Raw genomic sequence first — 20968 nt, 5'->3', positions numbered from 1 at the left:
TTTTGGTGGCTACAGTGAAAACCGCGACTACCAGGCCGCCATCAACACCAACGTACCGGCTTCCGTAAAGAGTGACAACGTTCGCGGCTACAGCGAAAATCGTGATTTTGTCGCAGCATCTGCTTTTGACAATCAGTAACAAATATTGTACAGTTAATGTACCTCTAAAAATAATGACAACTATCCCGTATTTGTCGATGGTTTTAATGATAGATCATCAGCCCTTTATATAGTCTGCTGATGGTTTTTGCTTGTTACATTATTTTTTCGTAAAGCACAAAGGAGGAGACAAACGATGTTAGGAAATTTTGCGTACCATAATCCGACGAAACTTTATTTTGGAGACGAGTCCTTAGACTTTTTAAATAAGGAATTGCCGAACTACGGTGACAATGTCGTCCTGGTCTATGGCGGCGGTTCTATTAAAAAGAATGGCGTCTACCAAGATATCATGGACATCTTGCAGAAAAATGGTAAGAAAGTCGCTGAAATTTCCGGGGTCATGCCGAACCCGACGCTGGAGAAATTATATGAAGGCATTGAAATTGCCCGCAGCCATAAGGCCGATTTCCTCTTGGCCGTCGGCGGTGGTTCTGTCTGTGACTATACGAAAGCCGTAGCCGTTTCGGTCCACTGCGATGAAGATCCGTGGGATAAATACTTTATCCGCTTTGAAGAACCGTCCTGTCCCATCATTCCCCTGGGCTGCGTCCTCACCATGGCCGGCACGGGTTCGGAAATGAACGCCGGTTCGGTCATTACCAACAGCGAAACGAAGCAGAAAATCGGTCATGTCTTTGCCAGCTCCGACGTCATGCCGAAGTTCTCCATCCTCAATCCGCGCTATACCATGACCGTACCGGATTATCAGATGAAGGCCGGCATGTTCGATATCTTCAGCCATATCTGTGAACAGTATTTCTCCGGTACCGACGACGTGACCAGCGATTATCTCAGTGAAGGCCTGCTCCGCTCGGTCATCCATTCCAGCCGCATTGCCGTCAAGGATGCCAAGGACTATGAAGCCCGCAGCAACATCATGTGGTCTGCTACCTGGGCCTTGAATACCCTCTTGTCCTGCGGAAAAACCGGTGACTGGATGGTCCACATGATGGGTCAGGCTGTCGGCGGCTATACCGATGCGACGCACGGCATGACCCTGTCGGCCGTATCCCTTCCTTATTACCGTCACATTCTTCCGTACGGCCTGCCGAAGTTTAAACGCTTTGCTGAAAATGTATGGGGTGTACAGCCTGAAGGCAAAACGGATGAACAGATTGCCCGTGAGGGCCTCGACCGGATGGAAGACTGGATGAAGGAAATCGGCGTCGTCCTGTCGATTCGCGACTTGGGAGCCGATGAATCGATGCTCGACGGCATTGCCGACGTGACCATGATCCTCCGAGGTGGTTACAAAAAGCTGGACCGCCAGGAACTCCTCGATATTTTTAAAGCCAGCTTGAATAGAGAAGCCTAATACTTAGGATAGACGAAAAAAGGGTTCGCATGACAGTTGCTGTTTCATGCGAACCCTTTCTGGCCGTCTTTATTTACCGGCGTCTTGGACCAGGCTCTGGCCTATGGCGTAAGCCTGTTTCAGACAGATGGGGCCGGCCTTTTCCTGGTAAGCCTTCTTATCACTTTCCGAGAAGACCGACGATTCATATTTCGAGTAATCATTGAACTGCAGGGTGTTGTAAGCCCAGAGGCTCTTCGGCGGCATGCCGAGGATGCGGTCGGCAAAGGCTTCCTGAGCTGCTACGTTCTGCTGCAGGTGAGCTTCTTTTGCCTGCTCTTCCGTGACGTTCATGGTGTAAATGAAGGCCGAGGGCATTTTCTTTCCCAAGACGGAAGGAATTTCCTGACTATAAATGTAGTTCGAGAAGAAGAGCCGTTCTAACAAGGCGTGCATGCCCGACGTAAGGCCCATGAAGTAAATGGGCGAACCGAAGAGGAGGGCGTCGGCTTCTTTGGCTTTCGTAAGGAGGGGCGACAAGTCGTCTTTTACGATACACGTGCCGTGTTCCTTGTCTTTGCGCTTACAGTAAAAACAACTGATACAGCCTTTATAATTCAAGGAGTAGAGGTCGACGTATTCGGTGTCGGCCCCGGAAGCGGCGGCGCCTTTCAGGGCTTCTTTCAAAAGAGAAGCCGTGTTGCCGTTACGGCGGGGACTGCCGTTAAATGCCATGATTTTCATAGTTCATCATCCTTTCTCATGATTGTCATATCATTATATCGCAATATATAGATTTATTCAAGCCTGTTTTTGATTTTTGCTGTCCGGCGGGGGACTGATTCTCCGCTTCTCTTATAGTTACTGTTACACAGGGGGATGTTATCATGACGAAAAAAAATATTGCAGCGATCATTGCAGCTGCGCTCATGGTCGTCAGTTTATCGGCTTGCAGCAGCGTTCGTCCGCAGGCTGACGGTCAGGCCGGGGCTACGGAACAGACGTCGCAGACGAAGCCCAAGGTCGATGCTAATTCTAGTGCCTCTATCAAAGGCGCCGCATCGAATCAGAAAGAAGGACAGCACACGGACAGTCACCGGGCGGTCATCTATTTTTCCGATCCTGAGGGCAGCGATATGAATGCCCTCGAGGGGAGTACCCAGTATCTCGCCCACATCATCGCTCAAAAGACCGGTGCCGACGTCTTCCGCATCGTACCGGTCAAGGCTTATCCGACGGACCACAGTGCTCATACGGCTCAAGCGAAACTCGAACAGAGTGAAAACGCCCGTCCGGCCATCAAAGATGACTTCGGTGATCTCAGCCAGTACGATACGATTTTCTTAGGCTATCCGATTTGGTGGGGCGATCTGCCCATGCCGGTCTATACCTTCCTCGAAAGTCATGATTTGAGCGGTAAAAAGATCATCCTCTTCGGAACCTATGGCAGCAGCGGCCTGGGCGATACGCCGGAACACGTCCAGTCCATTGAAAAAGGCGCCAATGTCGAAGACAGAACTTATAGCGTTCAAGCCAGTGACGTCGGCAGTGCCAAGGATAAAGTCCTGTCCTGGCTCAGTGAACTAGGCTATTAAAAGCCTTTTATCTGGGAAAGGGCCTCTTTTTTGCGGACCGTCGCAGAGACTGCCGCTTACTTGGCTTAGAGTATTATTAAAACATTAATTAGAAATAAGGTGTATACATGGAAAATAAACGAGAGAATCATCGACGCGGCATCGATATGCTGCATGGATCGATTGCCGACAAACTCTTTCTGTTTGCCATGCCAATCGGCCTCATGGGTTTATTTGAACAGCTCTTTAACAGTGCTGACGTCTTTTTATTAGGTCATTTTGTCGGGAAAAGCGCCATGGCTGCCGTCGGCAACAATATGCCTGTCATCGGCATGATGGTCATGCTGCTCATGGGGATTTCCCTGGGGGCTAACGTTACCATCGCCCAGTACCTCGGGGCCAAGCACGACGAAAAGGTATCGGAAACGGTACAGACGGCCATCATTTTGTCGGTGGCCCTGGGCGCACTGCTGACGGTGATCGGCGAACTCATCGTCTACCCGGTTTTTCTGATACTGGAAGTGCCGCTTGACGTCTATGACATGGCTGAAAGATATTTGCGCATCTTCTTATTAGGTTTGCCTTTCTTATCGCTGTATAATTTTGAAGCGGCTATTTTCCGCAGCTGCGGCGACAGTAAGACGCCTTTGTACAGCCTGATCATTGCCAACGGCGTCAATATTGTCCTGGGTTTCCTGTCCGTTGCCGTCTTTGATTTTGGCGTCGTCGGCATCGCTTGGGCGACGGTTATTGCCTATGTGGCCAACTCGCTGATTCTCTTGGTTTTACTCTGCCGTACGCCGGATCGGATCCGCGTCAATTTGCGGGATCTTCATTTTTCCAAGGATGAATTGGGCCGCATTATCCGCATCGGCCTGCCGGCCGGGATCCAGGGCATGATCTTCGCCTTGTCCAACGTGCTCATCCAGTCGGCCATCAACAGCCTGGGAACGGAAGCCATGGCAGCTTCGGCAGCGGGCTTTATCATTGAAGCCAATACGTACTGCTTCGTCAATGGTTTCAGCCAGGCGACGACGACCTTTGTCGGCCAGAACTACGGGGCCCGCAACCTGCGCCGCTGCTTCCGCATTACGAAGGTTACCTTTGGTGTCGAAGCGGCCTTCCTCTTCGTCGTCACGGCGGTCATCCTCTTCTTTTCACCGGAACTCATCGGCCTGTTCAACAGCGATGCTTCTGTCGTCGCCTTAGGGACGACACGGTTGTTCTTTGTTCTCGGGACCTTTTACTTGAACGGTATGATCGACATCTTGTCCGGTTCCCTTCGCGGCTATGGTTACTCGCTGCCGCCGGCCATCGTGGCCCTCATCGGGATCTGCGGCGTCCGGATCGTTTGGCTCTATACGGCCTTTGCGGCTAAGCCTGATTTTTCGATCCTTATGGCGACCTATCCGATCAGCTGGCTGTTTACGATCTGTGTCCTGGCCGTCGTTTATCAGATGTGCCGCAAGCATATCGTAGCCGGTTTTGCCCACCGCGAAGCTTGATGAATCCCCTTGGATATGTTATAATAAATTGTAACAAAGAATGATTATTGTTTATTGTTTTAAAGGGGGCGTAACACATGCGCATTGGTGAAGGTTTCATTGAAGAAATCAAGGAAAATGGCTTAGCCAAAGTGAGGGTTAGCCGCGACTCTCTGTATGTCGCCTGCAGTGCCTGTGCAGCGGCAGATCACGTCAAAATTTTAGCTTATAACTACCTCGGCGCCGATGAAGGCGACCGCGTTCGTTACCAGGTAGATGACTCCCATCTCATTTCGGGAGCTTTCGTCTGCTTCGTCGTACCGGTCTTCCTGATCATCGCAGCTGCGGTACTCGGATATTTTATCAACAGTAGTGAAGTCGGTGCCCTTATCGGAGCTCTCGTCGGCGCTGCTGTGTCAGCGGCCATCCTTCGCACCTATGACAACGTGCTGGGACGTATCATTGATACCAAGGCTACGATCATCAGTATTGTCAGAGACGATGAGGATGAAAGATAGAAATTTAATAATGTTTTATTTGCGTAAAAACCAGGGGACCGGTCTGTACCAGTCCCCTGGTTTCGTGTTATAATAAACACTAGTCTGTTATGATAGGAGGTTTGAAAGATGCGTGCCATGGGAATCGATCCGGGGACGGCTATCTGCGGTTTTGGCGTCGTCGACAGCGACGGCAGCCGGCTGAAACCGGTGACGTATGGAACGATTCAGACGCCATCGAAAGCAAGCGATGCAGAGCGTTTGGTCATGCTCTTTGACGGCCTCAATGAACTTTATCGAAAATACCAGCCCGACATCATCGGCGTCGAACAGCTTTTCTTCAATCGCAACGTTACGACGGCCATCACCGTCGGGCAAGCCCGCGGCGTCATTTTGCTGACGGCCCAGCAGGCGGGCATACCGATTCTGGAGTTTTCTCCTCTGCAAGTCAAGCAGGGGGTTACCGGCTACGGCCGGGCGACAAAGGAACAAGTCATCGATATGACCATGCGCCTCTTAGGCATCCGTCAGAAGATTAAACCCGACGATGCTGCCGATGGCCTGGCCATGGCTATCTATGCCATTTATTCCAGTCACTCCATGAGTCTGAAACGGAAGGTACAGTTATGATCGGATATGTAAAAGGCGTTGTCAGCCATATTTTTTCGAATTCCTGCTTCATCGACGTTCACGGCGTCGGCTATCGGACCTATGCGCCGGCCTCGACGCTGGATACACTGACCATCGGTCAGGAGGCCCTGCTCTATACCTATATGAGCGTCCGGGAAGATGCTATCCTGCTCTATGGTTTTGCGACCCAGGACGAATACGACCTGTTCATGCTCCTCATCGGCGTCAACGGCGTCGGTCCCAAGGTAGCCCTTGGGATTTTGAGCGCCGATAAGGCCGACGGCTTCCGCCTGGCCGTCCATCAAAAGGATATCAAGAGCCTGACCAAGATGCCCGGCGTCGGTAAGAAAACGGCTGAACGGATCGTCTTGGAATTACAGGATAAAATCGGCCTCGAAGGAACGGCTCCTGTAGCTGATGCCGGGGCTTTAGCGGCGTCGACGGGACTTTCGGGGATGCTTGCTGAAACCGTTTCGGCCCTCACCGGTCTCGGCTACAGTGAGCAGGAAGTCCTGCCCGTGGCCGAGTCCCACGCAGGGGAATGCAAGACCGTAGAAGAACTGTTGAGAGCGACCTTGAAGTCCTTAGGGAGCGGGAGGTAAGACATGGGAGAAAATCGCGTCATCGAGACTGCAGATTTGCCCGGTGATTCCTGGCAGTACAGTTTGCGGCCTCATTACTTTCGAGAATATATCGGCCAGACCAAGGCCAAAGAAAACTTGGAAATCTTCATCAAGGCGGCGAAGCTTCGCAAGGAAGCACTGGACCACGTCCTCTTGTACGGACCGCCTGGCCTGGGCAAGACGACCATGGCCGGCATCGTGGCCAATGAATTGGGCGTCAATCTGCGCATCACGTCGGGACCGGCTATCGAGCGCCCCGGCGATTTGGCGGCCTTATTGACCAACTTACAGGAACGGGATCTGTTATTTATCGACGAAATCCACCGCCTGTCCCACAGCGTTGAAGAAGTGCTCTATGCGGCCATGGAAGATTATGCCCTCGATATCGTCATCGGCAAGGGGCCCAGTGCCCGGTCGGTGCGCATCGACTTGCCGCCCTTTACCCTGGTCGGCGCTACGACGCAGGTAGGCCGCTTGGCACCGCCTCTTCGCGACCGCTTTGGCGTCATCTGCCGCTTGGAATTTTATAAGCCCGAAGACTTGGTGCTCATCATCAAGCGGACGGCCGATATCCTGGCTATGGATATCGACGACGGCGGGGCCTTTGAAATCGCCCGCCGTTCGCGGGGGACACCGCGTATTGCCAATCGCTTGTTAAAAAGGGTCCGTGACTTTGCTCAGGTCGCCGACGTCGAGACGATTACGGCCGACCTTGCCAATCATGCCCTCAATCGATTGGAAGTCGATTCCTGCGGTCTCGACCGGACCGACCGCAAGGTCCTTCAGGTCATTATCGAGAAATTCGGCGGCGGCCCGGTCGGCCTCGATACGATCGCCGCGGCCATCAGTGAATCCGTCGATGCCGTCGAAGACGTATACGAGCCCTTCTTGATGCAGCAGGGCTTTTTGAATCGCACGCCTCGCGGCCGCGTCGTCACCGATGCCGCCTATCGGCATTTGGGACTGCCCGTGCCGACTGAGGAATAGGAGGGCCTATGGGAAAATTACTGCTCATCATCGGCGTTTTTTTCATCATTGCCGGCCTGATCTGGATGGCCGGTGATGCCGTGGGAATCGGGAAATACTTGGGCCACCTGCCCGGGGATATTTCCTTTACCAGAGGGAATACGTCCTTTTCCTTTCCCATCGTTACCTGCATCCTTATCAGTGTCATCTTGACCATCGTATTGAATCTATTCTTTCGTTTATGAGGTGTGTCTGTATGAATAAACGAAACCGCTTAGCTTTTATTTGTACGATTGCCGCCGTTTGCACCTTGTTTACGACGAGTGCCTGGGCGGCATCGGCTAACGATAAAAAGACTACTGTGCGTCAGCCTGTAAAGACGGTTCAGGCAAAATCGAGCTCAGCTTCTAAAAAAACGACAACGGCAGCGAAACCGGTGGAGGAAAGTACCGATACGGTACGCATCGGTATCCGCGAAGGCCAGGGCCGCGTATCCCTTACCAGTCCGCAGGGATTGGGTATCTATCGCGGTGAGTCCCTTTGGAAGAAATCGGCAGCCAATGTGCCGGTTACAGTGACTTTGTCGGGGACGGATTTGGCCGTCAACGGAACGGCCAGTAAGGGCAGCCTTCGCGTTCGCCCCTTAGGGAAAGACGGCGTCGTTAAGATTACCGACGGCTATACCTACCGCGGCGATATGGAACTGATGAAGTCTCCCGGACGCTGGGGGATTACCGTCGTCAATGTTCTGCCTGTCGAACAGTATCTCTATGGCGTCGTCGGCAAAGAAATGTCGCCATCGTGGAGTGAAGAAGCCCTCAAAGCTCAGGCCGTCGCAGCGAGGACCTATGCCATTGCCCATAAGCGCCGTTTCAGTCAGCGCGGCTTCGATTTGACCGACGATACGTCGAGTCAGGTCTATGCCGGTGTCGGCGGTGAATCGCCGGCGGTCATTAAGGCTGTCAATGCGACCAAGGGCGAAATCCTGACCTATCAGGGAAAACCCATCGACGCTTTCTTCTTTTCGACGGCCGGCGGCTGGACCGAAAACAGTGAAAACGTATGGGGAACCTACATCCCCTATCTGCGCGGAGTCAGCGATACCAGCAATAAGATGCCGGGCTATCGCTGGTCGGTAACGACGACGCCGGAAAAGATGGAAACGAAATTGGCCGCTGCCGGGAAGGGCGTAGGGCAGATCAAGTCGATTACCTTGTCGCCCCTGGCCAAACGCCCTATGACCGAAGCCGACCGCGGCGTCTCAGGCCGGGTCCAGTCGATGGTCATCCACGGCACCAAGGGCAATGTCACCGTCAAAGGGTTGGCATTCCAATCGATCTTCGGCCTGCGCAGCACCCTGTTTGATTTTTACAGCGGTAAGGGTACGGCACCGGATCCCGATACGGGAAAGGCCGTCCGCAAGCGCGACTTCACCGTCAAGGCGGGTCAGCCACTGACCATCTACGGTTTCGGCTGGGGCCATGGCTTGGGAATGAGCCAGTACGGCGCTTATCAGATGGCTCAGGAACACGCTGGAGAACGAGATTATTACCGAAAAATTTTGACTCACTATTATACGGGAACGGAAATAAAGAAGCTCTATTAATGCATTAAAAGAGGAAGGTCTTATTGTGAAACTGACAGATTTTTATTACGATTTACCGAAAGAACTCATCGCCCAGCATCCGGCAGAACCGCGGGATCACGCCCGGCTCATGCTCTATGACCGAAAGAGCGGTGACGTAGCCCATAAATATTTCTATGACCTCGTCGACGAACTCCATGAAGGCGACGTCCTGGTCTTTAACGATTCCCGGGTCATTCCGGCGCGGATTTACGGTAAACGGACCCCGACCGGCGGTAAAGTCGAAGTCCTGCTGTTGACGCCCGTCGGTGACGACCGCTGGGAAGTCCTGGTCAAACCGGGTAAGAAAGCCCTTCCGGGAACGACGATTGAATTCGCCCAGGGCCTTACGGGTACCGTTGAAGACCGGACCGATTTTGGCGGCCGCATCATCAAATTCTCGTATGACGGCAACTTTGACGACATCATCGATGCCATCGGTGAAATGCCTCTGCCGCCGTATATCCACGAAAAGATGGAAGACCCCAATCAGTATCAGACGGTCTACGCCAATGAACGCGGCTCGGCTGCAGCTCCGACGGCAGGCCTGCATTTTACGGAAGAATTATTGCAGAAGATTCGCGATAAGGGCGTAGAAGAAGTCTTCGTCACCCTCCATGTCGGTCTCGGGACCTTCCGGCCTGTCGAAGAAGAAAACATCGAAGACCACGAAATGCACAGCGAATTTTACAGCATTACCGAAGAAGCGGCAGCGACGATCAATAAAGCCAAAGCCGAAGGACGGCGGGTCATCGCCGTCGGGACGACCAGTATCCGGACCCTTGAAAGCGCCGGTACATCGGGCACCTTAAAGGCCGGCTCCGGCTGGACCAATATCTTCATCTATCCGGGCTTTACCTTCCACATCGTCGATGCCCTGGTCACCAATTTTCACCTGCCTGAATCGACACTGCTCATGCTCATCAGCGCCTTGTCGACGCGGGAAAAAATCTTGAAAGCCTATGAAACGGCCGTAAAGGAAAAATACCGTTTCTTTAGTTTTGGCGATGCCATGTTCATTCACTAGGGAGGAAATTTATGGTTATTACCTACGAACAACAGGCCGAATGCGACGGCGCCCGTGCCGGAATCCTGCGTACTCCTCACGGTACGTTCAAGACACCGATGTTCATGCCTGTCGGTACGCAGGCGACCGTCAAGACGCTGACGCCGGAAGAGCTCTACGATATGGGCGCGCAAGTCATTCTCAGCAATACCTATCACTTGTTCCTCCGTCCCGGCCACGATCTGGTCCAGGAAGCCGGAGGCCTTCACAAGTTCATGAACTGGAAGCAGGCCATCCTTACCGACAGCGGCGGCTTCCAGGTATTCAGCCTCGGTCAGATGCGCAAGATCACCGAAGAAGGGGTCACCTTCCGCTCGCACTTGGACGGCTCGAAAAAATTCCTGTCGCCGGAAGTGTCGATGGACATTCAAATGGCCCTCGATTCCGATATTGCCATGGCCTTTGATGAATGCATCCCTTATCCGTCCGATTATGAATACACCAAACTCTCGACGGAACGGACCAGCCGCTGGGCCAAGCGCTGCCTGGACCATCACCACAGCGATACCCAGGGCCTCTTCGGCATCGTCCAGGGCGGCATGTATAAGGATCTTCGTCAGCAGAGCTGCCGTGATCTGGTCGACATGGATTTTGACGGCTACGGCATCGGCGGCTTGAGTGTTGGCGAATCTAAGGATATAATGTATGATATATTAGAGAGTACGACGCCTTATCTGCCCAAGACCAAGGCACGTTATCTGATGGGCGTCGGTACGCCCGACTGCCTGCTCGAAGGCGTCGCCCGCGGCGTCGACATGTTCGACTGTGTCTTCCCGACCCGCGTCGCCCGCAACGGCATGGCCATGACCCATGAAGGGCGGCTGACCGTACGCAATGCCAAGTATGCCCATGATTTTCATCCTATTGAAGAAGGCTGCCAGTGCTATACGTGCCGCAACTATTCGCGGGCCTATATCCGCCACCTCTTCAAGGCGGAAGAACTGTTGGCATACCGCCTGGTCAGCATTCACAATCTCTACTTCCTGCTGCAGTTCATGCGGGATATGCGCCAGTCGATCTTCGACGGGACGTTCCGCGAATTCCGTCGGGATTTTTGGAAAAGGTATCAAGACGCGTAAAGGCGCTTGCACATAAAATCTTTTATTTTTTTAGTTGTTGGAGGTGTTTGAAATGGATATGACTGAACAGCTTACTGCTTTTTGGCCCATAATCCTCATGGTCGTCATTTTTTACTTTCTGCTGTGGCGGCCGCAGAAGAAGCAGCAGAAGAGACGGCAGGAAATGCTGGACAGCCTGAAACCCGGTGCTAAAATCGTCACCGTCGGCGGCGTCATGGGTACGATTGTATCCCTGCACGATGACTACCTCGTCATCCGCGTAGCCGATAAGGTTGAAATCCGCGTTACCCGGGCTGCGGTAGCTCAGGTTCTCAGCAGCAAGGGCAGCGAAAGCAAGAAAGCTGCCAAGAAGGCCGAAAAGCCGGAAGTTGTTGAAGAAAAAAACGACGCAAAAGCAGAAGCAGCCCAAGCGGCTGACGAAAACCAGAAAGATGCTCAGTAAAAAGGAACTGCGCAGTGCCATGTATGACCGCCTCCATCGTATGACGGAAGCCGAAAAGAATTCGGCCAGTGCGGCTGTCTGTGCCCGGCTTATGGCCCTCCCGGCCTATACCCGGGCACAGCGCATCATGGCCTTTCTCAACATGCCTGATGAAGTCAGCCTCGACGCTTTGATTTCTCAGGCCATTCGCGATGGGAAAGAGGTCTATGTCCCGGTCTGCGTCAGTCGGACCGAGATTGCGGCAGCCCGCCTTTTAGGGCTGGAACAAGCTGTCGTCGGAGCCTATGGGATCCGCACGGCGCCGGAAGGCAGCCTAAAGGTGGCAGCGTCTGACCTCGATGTCATCATCGTCCCGGGCCTTGCCTTCGATGAAAAGGGCGGCCGCTTAGGTCACGGCGCTGCCTATTACGACCGATTCCTGGCAGGGAAGGGCGAGGCCATAGCCATTGCCGCTGCCTGGGATGTTCAGTTGGTTCCGGACGTGCCCGTTGAGGCCCACGACGTCATCATGACCGAAGTGGTTACGGACCGACGCCATCTCGTGCTTCACCAATAAAACCATAAGATTTACCCAGAGGGGGGAGTATCGTTGCGGACTCGTAACATGATAAAATTTTTTGGGGCCGTCATCATCATCGTGGCAGCCTTTGTTACTTTGATTAATCCGCTTGCCAACTCCATTAAACAAGGCCTGGACTTACAGGGCGGTACGCATATCGTCCTGGAAGCTGAAGATACGCCGGATGCACCGGTTACGGAAGACTCGTTGAACCGTGCCGTTACCATCGTCGAACGCCGTATCAATGAAATGGGCCTGACCGAACCGCTTGTTCAGAAAGAAGGCGCTCGTCGAATCATCGTCGAACTGCCGGGTGAAAAGAACCCGGAAAAAGCCATCGAAACAATCGGGAAAACGGCTGTCATGGAGTTTAAAGATGAAAGTGGAACGACGCGCATGACCGGGAACGATTTGAAAACGGCAAAAGAACAAATCGACCAGGGTCATAAAAATGTCGTCGGCATTGAATTTACCGATGAAGGGGCTAAAAAGTTTGCTGACCTTACGGCATCCAATGTAGGCCATAAAATCGGCATCTATCTCGACGGTGAACTCTTGACCAACCCTGTCGTCAACGAACCGATCACAGGCGGCAAAGCAGTCATCACCGGCAGCCAGACTTTGGAAGATGCCAAGAACTTAGCCATCCTCCTTCGTTCGGGCGCACTGCCTGTTAAATTGAAAGTCATGGAAGTCCGCACCATCGGTCCGAGCCTGGGCCTTGACTCCAAGTTAAAGAGTGAAAGGGCGTTTGCTATCGGTATCGTCCTGATCATGATCTTTTTAATTGTCATTTATCGTATGTCCGGTATCGTAGCCAATATCGCTCTCTTGGTATACGTCCTCATCCTGTTGGGTATCTTGAAATACCTCGATGCGACGCTGACTCTGCCGGGGATTGCCGGCGTTATCCTGTCCATGGGTTTTGCTGTCGATGCCAACATCCTCATCTTTGAACGATTTAAAGAAGAGGTCCTGGTCGGGAAAACCTTGCGAACGTCGATGGAAGCCGGGTTCCGCCGGGCTTTCAATACCATTCTCGACGCCAACGTATCGGTCATGATCGCCGCCATTGTCCTCATCGTCATGGGCAGCGGGACGGTCAAGGGCTTTGCCGTCAACTTGGCCCTGGGCCTGGTCGTCAGCATGTTCACGGCTATCGTCGTCAGCCGTTCGCTCCTGACCTGGTTCATCAATACGGGATTGATCACCAATCCCTGGTTCTACGGCTTAAACCGTAAACCGCCTGAACACATGCTGAAAAAGGGGGGACAGAAATGAGTTTTGATATTATCAAACATCGCACGTGGTGGTTCGTCTTATCGTCTGTCCTGGTCCTTGCCAGCCTGATTTCCATCTTTATCAATGGCTTTAACTTTGGTATCGATTATACCGGCGGTACCATCCTCGACATGCAGTTCAATAAAGCCGTCAGTGTTTCTGAAGTCCGTCAGGTCATGGATCAATCGAATATGGATCTGGGCAATACGGTCATCCAGCTGACCGGCGTTACCGACCAGGATTCGTCGACAGATGTCATGCTGCGCATGCGCAACCTCTCTAGTGACGAAACCAAGGCCGTGTCGGAAAAACTCAGCACCTCCTTAGGCGGTGCCGAAGTCAAACGGACCGAATCGGTCGGCGCCGTCATCGGTTCAGAAGTTACGAAAAATGCCGTTACCAGCCTGGCCGTGGCCTTCATTGCCTTAGCGGCCTACATTTCCTTCCGTTTCGAATATAAGATCGCCATTTCGGCCTTGATCTCCATCGTTCACGACTTGATCATGGTCTTAGGTGTTTTCTCCTTCTTCCATTTGGAAATCGACGCCACCTTCTTGGCGGCTATCTTGACGGTCGTCGGTTATTCGATGAACGAAGCCGTCGTCATCTTTGACCGCGTCCGTGAAAACACGCGGACTCACCGTCGGACCGATACCTATGAAAAACTGGCTCATGACAGTATTTCCCAGAGTATCCACCGCAGTATCTATACCTTGTCGACGGTTCTCTTTGCCTGCGGCGCCCTCCATTTCTTCGGCGGCGACTCGACAAAGAACTTCTCCCTGGTTATGCTCATCGGCTTTATCAGCGGGGCTTATTCGTCCATCTGTGTCGATACGTCGATTTGGGTCGTATGGAAAAACCATACGTCGAACCGTCGCGGCCTCAAGGCTTCTGATGATGAATCCGAAGAAGAGGAAGAATCTGCAGAAACGCAAAAAGGATAAAAAATTAAGGGATGTCCCATGGAGCTTTGCCTTCATGGTGCAGCCCTTTTTCATTTACTCATTACCATAAGAAGGCCCCTTACAGAAGTAAGGAGCTGCGAGGAGGAATCACGATGTTTAAAATCGATGCACTGGGCAAAGCCTGCCCCTTACCGGTCATTGAAGCCCACAAGGCCTTAAAGGATCACGACGCCATTGAAATTACGGTCGATAATGAAATCGCCACGGAAAATCTCAAAAACTTATCGGAACAGATGAACTGTGCCTATACGATGACCAAAGAGTCGGATACGCACTATACGGTCACCTTGGTGAAAGAAGGGGCTGTCGTTTCGAAAGAAGCCCCGGCTGTATCGGGCTCTGATTATATCGTCGTCCTCAATGCGCCGGTCATGGGCCTTGGTGATGATACCCTTGGCAAGAATCTCTTGAAGACCTTCATTTATACTTTGACCGAACAAGATGTGCTGCCAAAACAGATCATCTGCTACAATGGCGGTGTATCCCTGGTCACGGAAGATTCGGAGTCTCTCGAAGATTTAAAGCACCTTGAAGAAAAAGGAGTTGAAGTCTATGCCTGCGGCGCCTGCCTCAACTACTACGGCCTGACCGATAAAGTCGCCGTCGGATCCATTACCAATATGTTCCGCATTGTCGAAATGATGCGTACGGCTAACCGCATCGTCAAACCGTAACCTATGGAAATAACGATTATAAAAGCGGCCATTTTGGTGTCGTTCATTCTTTGCGGATATATTTTAAAGCAGCTGCGTCTCTTTGGGCGCAGTACTTTTCAGACGATATCGACGATTGTCTTCAACATTACCCTGCCAGCGGTCATCATTGCCAACTTAAACGGAATCCACTTCGAGGTGCGCTATCTTTTCATCAGCCTCTTGGCCATCGTCTTTAACCTGCTCATGGTCGGTCTCGGCTATGGCGTCGGGCGGACGAAAGACGAGAAAGCCTTTTATATGCTCAATCTGAACGGCTATAATATCGGTAATTTTGCCTTGCCTTTCGTATCCTACTTCTTCGACAGTGCGGCCGTTCTCATCGTCTGCCTCTTTGATGCCGGAAACTCCCTCATGTGTCTCGGCGGCGGCTATGGCCTAGCCCGCTACGTCCGCGGTGAAAAGGGGGATAACATCTTTTATATTTTGGCTAAGACGATTTTTTCATCGCTCCCGGTCCTGTCCTACATGCTGATGATTATCCTGGCTTTGGGAGGCTTGGCTTTGCCCCAGGTAGTCATTGACTGGGTCAAGGTTCCAGCTTCGGCCAATACCTTTTTATCGATGCTGATGATCGGCGTTGCCTTGGGTTTATCTTTGAAGAAGGAATACCTGCACCTCATCTACAGTGATATCGGACTGCGCCTGTTGATCTCCGCCGTCTTTGCTGTCTTTGTCTATGTTGGTCTCGACTATTCGATGGACATCAAGCGGGTCCTCATGGTACTGGTCTTTGCACCGATTGCCGGCATGGCCTGCTACTATACGGCGAGATTGAAGTTAAAGATCGAAGTTGCGGCCTGTATCAGTTCCTTGTATATCCTCATTTCCATCGTCGTCATGTCGACCCTCATCGTCATCTTGGAAACGATATGACCGATCGGCCAGGAGTTCCTCTTCTAAGGCAGCCGGCACCGTCGACGGACTGCGGGTGATGTAGTAACTGTCGACCTTTGGAGGTTCGAAATCGAGAAGGGGGATGGCCCGCAGGCGCTTTGCTTGTAAGTCGTCTTCAATGAGGCTTTTCGGCAGGAAGGTATAGCCGATGCCTTCGGCGACATACTGCGGGAGTTTGGTGCTGTTGTCGATTTCTAAAGGGAAGCGGTGATGGCGGGGAAAGAGGTCCTGAATGTAGAGGCCCACGCCCTGGAGGGCGAAGTTACAGAATAAATAGTCGATTTTTTGCAGGTCATCTTTATAGATACCCTTGGCATAGGACGTATCGGAGGCCTTACAGACCAGGACCAATGAATCCGTCCGGTAGGGCTGGCAGACGAAGCCGCTTTTGAACATGGCGCTGAACGAAAAGATGGCATCGAGGGTCCCTTCCTGAAGCTGGCGCATCATGTCCGCCGTATGGCTGATGGTGACATGAAGGGACACGTCTTTCTGCTTCTTTAAGTAACTGCGGATGCGGCGTTGAAGATGGCTTTCGTAAATCGTGTTGGTCGTGCCGATGTTTACTTTTTGGGCGTACGTCGGCGAAGCCTGGATATCCTGCAGGGCTGTCAGTTCGAGGGAGACGAAGCGCTGGGCATAATCGAGAAATTTTTGACCCGATGCCGTCAGGTCGACCTGCTTATGGCTACGGATGAAGAGGGGAACGCCGAGCTCCATTTCCAGGTCGCGGATGCGGTTGGTCACCGTCGATTGGGCGACGAAGAGCTGCTGTGCCGTTTTCGTAAAATTCTTTATTTGTGCTAGGGCAATGAATGTCCGGAGTGTCGTAGTATCCATAGCCGGACCTCCTTTTCTTGCAATTTGATTATCGAATGGAATGAATTGAAATAATCTATTTCACAAATTATCTCTTTGTATTATATAATAATCATTGTAGAGAAACAATGAAATGCAAGTTTGTTTCGTAGTTTAGATTATGCATCTTGCTGTATTATAAGAAATTGGAGCTGAATCAGATGAACAAGAAAACTGTCCCCTTTACTGAAGAACAGATTCGTTCTATCATTGCCAAGTACCCGACACCTTTTCATATTTATGATGAAAAAGCCATCGTCGACAACGTTCGAAAATTGATAAAGGCTTTTGATTGGGCCCATGATTTCAAAGAGTATTTTGCAGTCAAGGCGGCACCGAATCCGTATCTCATGCGCCTGTTGCAGAAAGAAGGCGTAGGGGCTGACTGCAGCTCCATGGCAGAATTGGAACTATGTGACAAAGTTGGCATCAGTGGCCACGATATCGTCTTTTCTTCCAATGACACGCCTTATGAAGAATTTAAAAGAGCCATGGAACTCGGCGCCTTGATCAACCTCGACGACATTTCCATGATCGACTTCATGGAACAGCGCGGTCCCTTGCCGGATTGGATTTGTGCCCGCTATAATCCGGGCCCCCTCCTTCAGGGCGGCAACGATATCATCGGTACGCCGGAAGAAGCCAAATACGGCATGACCCGTGAACAGATCTTCGACGCCTTCCGCATCCTGAAAGAAAAGGGCGTATCCCACTTCGGCCTGCACACCATGGTCGTATCCAACGAACTCCAGGTAACGGGCCTGATTCATACGGCCAAGATGATGTTTGAATTGGCTGCCGAAGTCCAGGAACTCCTCGGCATCGATATCGAATTCCTCGATTTTGGCGGCGGTATCGGCCTCCCGTATCGTCCGGAAGAATCGTTCATCGATTACGATGAATTGAGTGCCGGCATTAAACAATACTTTGAAGCCATCATGGTTCCGAAAGGACTTGAAAAGTGCCGCCTCTCCTTCGAATGCGGCCGCGCCATCACCGGTCCTTACGGCTACTTGGTCACGACGGCTATCCATCACAAACATATTTGGAAGGAATATATCGGCGTCGATGCCAGCATGGCCAACCTCATGCGTCCCGGCATGTACGGTTCGTACCACTATTTATCGGTCATGGGCAAGGAAGACGCCCCTAAGGATCACGTCTACGACGTCGTCGGCTCCCTTTGCGAAAACTGCGATAAATTTGCCGTCGACCGCAGCCTGCCGGAAATCGTAGACGGCGACATCCTGGTCATCCATGACGCCGGGGCTCACGGCCATTCGATGGGCTTTAATTACAACGGCAAGCTTCGTTCGGCCGAACTCCTCCTCCATGCCGATGGAACGGTCACCCAGATCCGCCGGGCTGAAACGCTGGACGATCTCTTTGCGACGATCGACTTCTCAAACTTATAAATGAAGGCGAATCATCCTCCTTACATACTGTAAGGGGGATTTTTTTTCGATTTATTTTAAATTTTAATATATTTTTAATCTTTATCGAGTATAATACAGATACAACGTAACGTCATTCATCTGAACATGGAGAAAGGAGGCATCTTGGCTGATGGGTGCTTATGATATATTGACCGGAACCCAACTCTGCATGGCCGTGGCCATGATCGCCTATGGCTTTTATTTTAAAAAGAAACGAACCTGCCGGGTGTGGTATTTCTCCGGTCCGGCCTGGCTGATTGCTATTTGGTCGGCTGTCGTATTATACTACTATACAGAATATCCTTTTTTAACGATACTCTGCTTCCTCATGGGCTTTTTCTTGGGCATGGGAATCGGACTTTGGGTGAAGAAGGGCCTGCCGGAACTGACCTATTGCCGGGAACGGCGGCGCCTCCAGTGCCCTCCTATGAAGAAAGTCATGCCGGCCTATCTGATCGTCTGCGTCGTCTTTGCCTCCTTCCAGATCGTGGGCTATCACTTTTCTTTCATTACTCACTCCTGGTTCTTTAATGAAGTACTGGGCTTTGCGCCGGGACTCTGTACGGGATTGTTGTGGGGAAGGGGCATTGCCATGCTGCTCGATATTCCCGTGCGGGGCCAGCAGGTATATAAAGATATTTAGGAGGGACTTATTATGGACAATACAACGCGGAGAGAACAAATCCTTCAGATACTGCACGAATCAACTGGGGCTGTGACCGGTACGGCCTTAGCCAAGGCCTGCAACGTCAGTCGACAGATCATCGTCGGCGACGTCGCCCTGCTGCGTGCCCAGGGGGCCGGCATCATTTCGACGCCCCGGGGCTATCAGTTAGTCACGCCTTTAAAGAAGGGCTGTACGCGGGTCTTCGTCTGCTGTCACGGCATGGATTTGATGGAAGCGGAGCTCGAAGCCATCGTCGACAACGGCGGCATCGTCCACAACGTCGTCATCGAACACGAGGTCTACGGCAATTTGGAAGGGACGTTGAATCTCCATTCCCGCCGCGATATCCAGCAGTACCTCAAGCGGATGAATGATTCGAAGGCTGAAATGCTGAGCACCATCAGCGGCGGCATCCATACCCATTTGGTCGAAGCCAATTCGGAAGAAGAACTGGACGCCATTCATAAGGCCCTGCAGGACCTGCACGTCCTCTACAGCGATTGACATTTTCCTTCGATATGCTACAATGTTGTCATGTCAAATTATGTGTCATGACAGTTGTACAGATAGGAGGAAACATATCATGTTGTTAGACCGCTTGGAAGCCTTGCCCGTAGGCAGGTTCCATTATAAGTTGCTGCTGGTCACGGGTCTGGGCTGGCTTTTTGATTCTATGGATACGGGGCTCATCGCCTTTATCCTGCCCGTACTTGCCAAAGAATGGGGCCTGGCTCCGGGGCAGATGGGCCTTATCGGCAGCATCGGCCTCATCGGCATGGCTCTTGGCGCCGTCGTATCCGGTACGGCAGCGGACCGCATTGGCCGCAAGAAAGTCTTTACGATTACGGTCTTATTATATAGCATTGCTTCGGCTTTCTGCGCCTTATCCTGGAATTATCAGTCGCTCCTCGTCTTTCGCTTCCTCGTAGGCTTTGGCCTCGGTGGGGAACTGCCCGTTGCGGCGACTTTGGTCTCTGAATATGCTCCGTCTCGGGTCCGCGGCCGGTTCATCGTCCTCTTGGAAAGTTTTTGGGGTCTCGGCTGGATTGCCGCTGCCTGCATCGCCTATTTCTTCATCCCCGTCTACGGCTGGCGCATGGCTTTCTTGATCGGAGCCCTGCCGGCGCTCTATGTCTGCCTCATTCGCCTTCATATGCCGGAATCGGTTCGCTATCTCCTGGCCCATGGCCGGGTAGACGAAGCCCGGAAAATTGTCGTTTCTATCGAAAAGGCTTTGAATGTACCTGTCGCACCCTTTACCGATAAGGATAAACAGCTGCCGGCTGTGGCTACGGCCTCTTTCCGTGAATTGTGGAAAAAGCCTTTCATTTCGCGGACGGTCATGCTGTGGCTGGTTTGGTTCGGCATCAACTTCAGCTACTATGGCATCTTCATGTGGCTGCCGTCCCTCGTATTCCAGCAGGGATTCACCGTCGTCAAGACCTTTGAATACGTCCTCATCATGACCTTGGCCCAGCTTCCCGGCTATTACTGCGCAGCCTGGCTGGTCGACAAGATCGGACGCAAGTATACCTTGTCGTCATTCCTCTTGTTCAGCGGCGTTGCCAGTTATTTCTTCGGCCACGCTTCGACGGCTTCGATGCTCATGATCTGGGGCGCTGTCATGTCCTTCTTCAACCTCGGCGCCTGGGGCGTTCTCTATACCTATACGCCGGAACAGTATCCGACGGCCATCCGGGCCCTCGGAAGCGGCTGGGCTGCCGGCTTTGGACGCTTCGGCGGCATGGCGGCACCGATCATGGTCGGCGTCCTGTTGGGACAGCGCTTTGATTTCGGCGGCGTCTTCTATATGTTTGCCTTCGTCTTCATCGCCATTGCCGTCGTCGTCATGGGCATGGGGATGGAAAGCAAGCAAAAGAACTTAGAGAGCATGACCGAACACTTCGCCGATGCCAAGTAATGTAATTTTTGTAAAAAAGCTGTCAAAATCGTCTTGACAGCTTTTTTTTTCAATGATAAAATTATCTATGTCGCACGGCTTGAACCGATTTGATTCGAGCATAGGCGACCGAAGCTGAACGAGGGATGACGCTTTAAAAGACTTCAGAAAAGTCCTTGACAAGCTGACCTGAGTTTGGTAAAATAAACAAGTCGCCACTGAGGCGGCACGATGACCTTTGAAAACTG

Annotated in this window: 23 protein-coding genes; 21 read left to right on the top strand and 2 right to left on the bottom strand. The window is 52.1% G+C overall.

Translation table 11 applies throughout. From position 1 onward, the window contains the following. Nucleotides 1-295 precede the first annotated feature (295 nt). Nucleotides 296-1477 (top strand): iron-containing alcohol dehydrogenase, encoded by a 1182-nt coding sequence (locus HMPREF3201_RS02995; RefSeq protein WP_062411673.1) that lies wholly within the window; start codon nucleotides 296-298, stop codon nucleotides 1475-1477. A 69-nt stretch (nucleotides 1478-1546) separates the two neighbouring features. Here the strand turns inward: HMPREF3201_RS02995 and HMPREF3201_RS02990 are convergent, their stop codons facing one another. After that, nucleotides 1547-2200 (bottom strand): flavodoxin family protein, encoded by a 654-nt coding sequence (locus HMPREF3201_RS02990; RefSeq protein ID WP_062411672.1) that lies wholly within the window; start codon nucleotides 2198-2200, stop codon nucleotides 1547-1549. 143 nt (nucleotides 2201-2343) lie between these two features. Between HMPREF3201_RS02990 and HMPREF3201_RS02985 the strand changes: the two genes are divergently transcribed. The 16 genes from HMPREF3201_RS02985 (at nucleotide 2344) to HMPREF3201_RS02910 (ending at nucleotide 15838) form a co-directional block, all read left to right on the top strand. Continuing rightward, nucleotides 2344-3051, top strand: a complete 708-nt coding sequence (locus HMPREF3201_RS02985) for a flavodoxin (protein WP_062411671.1) — start codon at nucleotides 2344-2346, stop codon at nucleotides 3049-3051. Nucleotides 3052-3158: 107 nt separating this feature from the next. Next, nucleotides 3159-4535 carry an MATE family efflux transporter gene (locus tag HMPREF3201_RS02980; RefSeq protein WP_062411670.1) on the top strand — a complete coding sequence of 459 codons (1377 nt, stop codon included), beginning with the start codon at nucleotides 3159-3161 and terminating at the stop codon, nucleotides 4533-4535. A gap of 77 nt (nucleotides 4536-4612) precedes the next feature. Further along, nucleotides 4613-5032 carry a SoxR reducing system RseC family protein gene (locus tag HMPREF3201_RS02975; RefSeq protein WP_062411669.1) on the top strand — a complete coding sequence of 140 codons (420 nt, stop codon included), beginning with the start codon at nucleotides 4613-4615 and terminating at the stop codon, nucleotides 5030-5032. A gap of 108 nt (nucleotides 5033-5140) precedes the next feature. Then, complete coding sequence (ruvC, locus tag HMPREF3201_RS02970; protein WP_062411668.1) at nucleotides 5141-5641, top strand: crossover junction endodeoxyribonuclease RuvC; 501 nt, start codon at nucleotides 5141-5143, stop codon at nucleotides 5639-5641. Next, nucleotides 5638-6243, top strand: coding sequence for a Holliday junction branch migration protein RuvA (ruvA, locus tag HMPREF3201_RS02965; protein ID WP_062411667.1), 606 nt, complete (start codon nucleotides 5638-5640; stop codon nucleotides 6241-6243). The genes ruvC and ruvA overlap by 4 nt, the downstream gene beginning before the upstream one ends. A gap of 3 nt (nucleotides 6244-6246) precedes the next feature. Beyond that, entirely contained in the window at nucleotides 6247-7251 is a 1005-nt protein-coding gene (ruvB, locus tag HMPREF3201_RS02960; protein WP_062411666.1) for a Holliday junction branch migration DNA helicase RuvB, read from the top strand. A gap of 8 nt (nucleotides 7252-7259) precedes the next feature. Next, nucleotides 7260-7475 (top strand): DUF2905 domain-containing protein, encoded by a 216-nt coding sequence (locus HMPREF3201_RS02955; protein WP_062411665.1) that lies wholly within the window; start codon nucleotides 7260-7262, stop codon nucleotides 7473-7475. An 11-nt stretch (nucleotides 7476-7486) separates the two neighbouring features. Next, nucleotides 7487-8836, top strand: coding sequence for a SpoIID/LytB domain-containing protein (locus tag HMPREF3201_RS02950; protein ID WP_062411664.1), 1350 nt, complete (start codon nucleotides 7487-7489; stop codon nucleotides 8834-8836). A 25-nt stretch (nucleotides 8837-8861) separates the two neighbouring features. Beyond that, nucleotides 8862-9881, top strand: a complete 1020-nt coding sequence (gene queA, locus HMPREF3201_RS02945; RefSeq protein WP_062411663.1) for a tRNA preQ1(34) S-adenosylmethionine ribosyltransferase-isomerase QueA — start codon at nucleotides 8862-8864, stop codon at nucleotides 9879-9881. An 11-nt stretch (nucleotides 9882-9892) separates the two neighbouring features. After that, nucleotides 9893-10999, top strand: a complete 1107-nt coding sequence (gene tgt / locus HMPREF3201_RS02940; protein ID WP_062411662.1) for a tRNA guanosine(34) transglycosylase Tgt — start codon at nucleotides 9893-9895, stop codon at nucleotides 10997-10999. Nucleotides 11000-11051: 52 nt separating this feature from the next. After that, nucleotides 11052-11441: a preprotein translocase subunit YajC gene (yajC, locus tag HMPREF3201_RS02935; protein ID WP_062411661.1), complete on the top strand. Its 390-nt coding sequence runs from the start codon at nucleotides 11052-11054 to the stop codon at nucleotides 11439-11441. Further along, the gene (locus tag HMPREF3201_RS02930) at nucleotides 11431-11997 is read left to right on the top strand and encodes a 5-formyltetrahydrofolate cyclo-ligase (RefSeq protein ID WP_062411660.1); all 567 of its coding nucleotides are present in this window, start codon (nucleotides 11431-11433) and stop codon (nucleotides 11995-11997) included. The genes yajC and HMPREF3201_RS02930 overlap by 11 nt, the downstream gene beginning before the upstream one ends. Before the next feature lie 48 nt (nucleotides 11998-12045). After that, nucleotides 12046-13281, top strand: a complete 1236-nt coding sequence (gene secD, locus HMPREF3201_RS02925; protein ID WP_062411659.1) for a protein translocase subunit SecD — start codon at nucleotides 12046-12048, stop codon at nucleotides 13279-13281. After that, complete coding sequence (gene secF, locus HMPREF3201_RS02920) at nucleotides 13278-14228, top strand: protein translocase subunit SecF (protein WP_062411658.1); 951 nt, start codon at nucleotides 13278-13280, stop codon at nucleotides 14226-14228. Before secD ends, secF begins: the two co-directional genes overlap by 4 nt. A 113-nt stretch (nucleotides 14229-14341) precedes the next feature. Further along, nucleotides 14342-14923 (top strand): sulfurtransferase-like selenium metabolism protein YedF, encoded by a 582-nt coding sequence (gene yedF, locus HMPREF3201_RS02915; RefSeq protein ID WP_062411657.1) that lies wholly within the window; start codon nucleotides 14342-14344, stop codon nucleotides 14921-14923. Between the two features lie 3 nt (nucleotides 14924-14926). Next, nucleotides 14927-15838, top strand: coding sequence for an AEC family transporter (locus HMPREF3201_RS02910; protein ID WP_062411656.1), 912 nt, complete (start codon nucleotides 14927-14929; stop codon nucleotides 15836-15838). Here the strand turns inward: HMPREF3201_RS02910 and HMPREF3201_RS02905 are convergent. Beyond that, nucleotides 15743-16699: a LysR family transcriptional regulator gene (locus HMPREF3201_RS02905; protein WP_062411655.1), complete on the bottom strand. Its 957-nt coding sequence runs from the start codon at nucleotides 16697-16699 to the stop codon at nucleotides 15743-15745. The two genes, HMPREF3201_RS02910 and HMPREF3201_RS02905, sit on opposite strands and share 96 nt — an antisense overlap. Nucleotides 16700-16878: 179 nt before the next feature. Between HMPREF3201_RS02905 and HMPREF3201_RS02900 the strand changes: the two genes are divergently transcribed. From HMPREF3201_RS02900 to HMPREF3201_RS02885, 4 genes are all read left to right on the top strand, one after another. Further along, nucleotides 16879-18132, top strand: a complete 1254-nt coding sequence (locus HMPREF3201_RS02900; RefSeq protein WP_072272002.1) for a diaminopimelate decarboxylase family protein — start codon at nucleotides 16879-16881, stop codon at nucleotides 18130-18132. A gap of 151 nt (nucleotides 18133-18283) precedes the next feature. Then, complete coding sequence (locus tag HMPREF3201_RS02895) at nucleotides 18284-18796, top strand: hypothetical protein (RefSeq protein ID WP_062411654.1); 513 nt, start codon at nucleotides 18284-18286, stop codon at nucleotides 18794-18796. A 12-nt stretch (nucleotides 18797-18808) separates the two neighbouring features. Beyond that, complete coding sequence (locus HMPREF3201_RS02890) at nucleotides 18809-19324, top strand: transcription repressor NadR (protein ID WP_062411653.1); 516 nt, start codon at nucleotides 18809-18811, stop codon at nucleotides 19322-19324. Between the two features lie 79 nt (nucleotides 19325-19403). Continuing rightward, nucleotides 19404-20741, top strand: a complete 1338-nt coding sequence (locus HMPREF3201_RS02885) for an MFS transporter (RefSeq protein WP_062411652.1) — start codon at nucleotides 19404-19406, stop codon at nucleotides 20739-20741. Nucleotides 20742-20968: the final 227 nt, after the last annotated feature.

The sequence above is a fragment of the Megasphaera sp. MJR8396C genome (genome assembly GCF_001546855.1).
GTDB lineage: Bacteria > Bacillota > Negativicutes > Veillonellales > Megasphaeraceae > Megasphaera.
Note: the sequence above shows the minus strand (reverse complement) of the source record. Positions and strands in the feature narration are given on the sequence as shown.

What these genes read in the sequence shown, in the direction of transcription:
- HMPREF3201_RS02995 (WP_062411673.1), top strand. Translation starts at nt 296, where the DNA reads ATGTTAGGAAATTTTGCGTACCATAATCCGACGAAACTTTATTTTGGA.
- HMPREF3201_RS02990 (WP_062411672.1), bottom strand. Translation starts at nt 2,200, where the DNA reads ATGAAAATCATGGCATTTAACGGCAGTCCCCGCCGTAACGGCAACACG.
- HMPREF3201_RS02985 (WP_062411671.1), top strand. Translation starts at nt 2,344, where the DNA reads ATGACGAAAAAAAATATTGCAGCGATCATTGCAGCTGCGCTCATGGTC.
- HMPREF3201_RS02980 (WP_062411670.1), top strand. Translation starts at nt 3,159, where the DNA reads ATGGAAAATAAACGAGAGAATCATCGACGCGGCATCGATATGCTGCAT.
- HMPREF3201_RS02975 (WP_062411669.1), top strand. Translation starts at nt 4,613, where the DNA reads ATGCGCATTGGTGAAGGTTTCATTGAAGAAATCAAGGAAAATGGCTTA.
- ruvC (WP_062411668.1), top strand. Translation starts at nt 5,141, where the DNA reads ATGCGTGCCATGGGAATCGATCCGGGGACGGCTATCTGCGGTTTTGGC.
- ruvA (WP_062411667.1), top strand. Translation starts at nt 5,638, where the DNA reads ATGATCGGATATGTAAAAGGCGTTGTCAGCCATATTTTTTCGAATTCC.
- ruvB (WP_062411666.1), top strand. Translation starts at nt 6,247, where the DNA reads ATGGGAGAAAATCGCGTCATCGAGACTGCAGATTTGCCCGGTGATTCC.
- HMPREF3201_RS02955 (WP_062411665.1), top strand. Translation starts at nt 7,260, where the DNA reads ATGGGAAAATTACTGCTCATCATCGGCGTTTTTTTCATCATTGCCGGC.
- HMPREF3201_RS02950 (WP_062411664.1), top strand. Translation starts at nt 7,487, where the DNA reads ATGAATAAACGAAACCGCTTAGCTTTTATTTGTACGATTGCCGCCGTT.
- tgt (WP_062411662.1), top strand. Translation starts at nt 9,893, where the DNA reads ATGGTTATTACCTACGAACAACAGGCCGAATGCGACGGCGCCCGTGCC.
- yajC (WP_062411661.1), top strand. Translation starts at nt 11,052, where the DNA reads ATGGATATGACTGAACAGCTTACTGCTTTTTGGCCCATAATCCTCATG.
- HMPREF3201_RS02930 (WP_062411660.1), top strand. Translation starts at nt 11,431, where the DNA reads ATGCTCAGTAAAAAGGAACTGCGCAGTGCCATGTATGACCGCCTCCAT.
- secD (WP_062411659.1), top strand. Translation starts at nt 12,046, where the DNA reads ATGATAAAATTTTTTGGGGCCGTCATCATCATCGTGGCAGCCTTTGTT.
- secF (WP_062411658.1), top strand. Translation starts at nt 13,278, where the DNA reads ATGAGTTTTGATATTATCAAACATCGCACGTGGTGGTTCGTCTTATCG.
- yedF (WP_062411657.1), top strand. Translation starts at nt 14,342, where the DNA reads ATGTTTAAAATCGATGCACTGGGCAAAGCCTGCCCCTTACCGGTCATT.
- HMPREF3201_RS02910 (WP_062411656.1), top strand. Translation starts at nt 14,927, where the DNA reads ATGGAAATAACGATTATAAAAGCGGCCATTTTGGTGTCGTTCATTCTT.
- HMPREF3201_RS02905 (WP_062411655.1), bottom strand. Translation starts at nt 16,699, where the DNA reads ATGGATACTACGACACTCCGGACATTCATTGCCCTAGCACAAATAAAG.
- HMPREF3201_RS02900 (WP_072272002.1), top strand. Translation starts at nt 16,879, where the DNA reads ATGAACAAGAAAACTGTCCCCTTTACTGAAGAACAGATTCGTTCTATC.
- HMPREF3201_RS02895 (WP_062411654.1), top strand. Translation starts at nt 18,284, where the DNA reads ATGGGTGCTTATGATATATTGACCGGAACCCAACTCTGCATGGCCGTG.
- HMPREF3201_RS02890 (WP_062411653.1), top strand. Translation starts at nt 18,809, where the DNA reads ATGGACAATACAACGCGGAGAGAACAAATCCTTCAGATACTGCACGAA.
- HMPREF3201_RS02885 (WP_062411652.1), top strand. Translation starts at nt 19,404, where the DNA reads ATGTTGTTAGACCGCTTGGAAGCCTTGCCCGTAGGCAGGTTCCATTAT.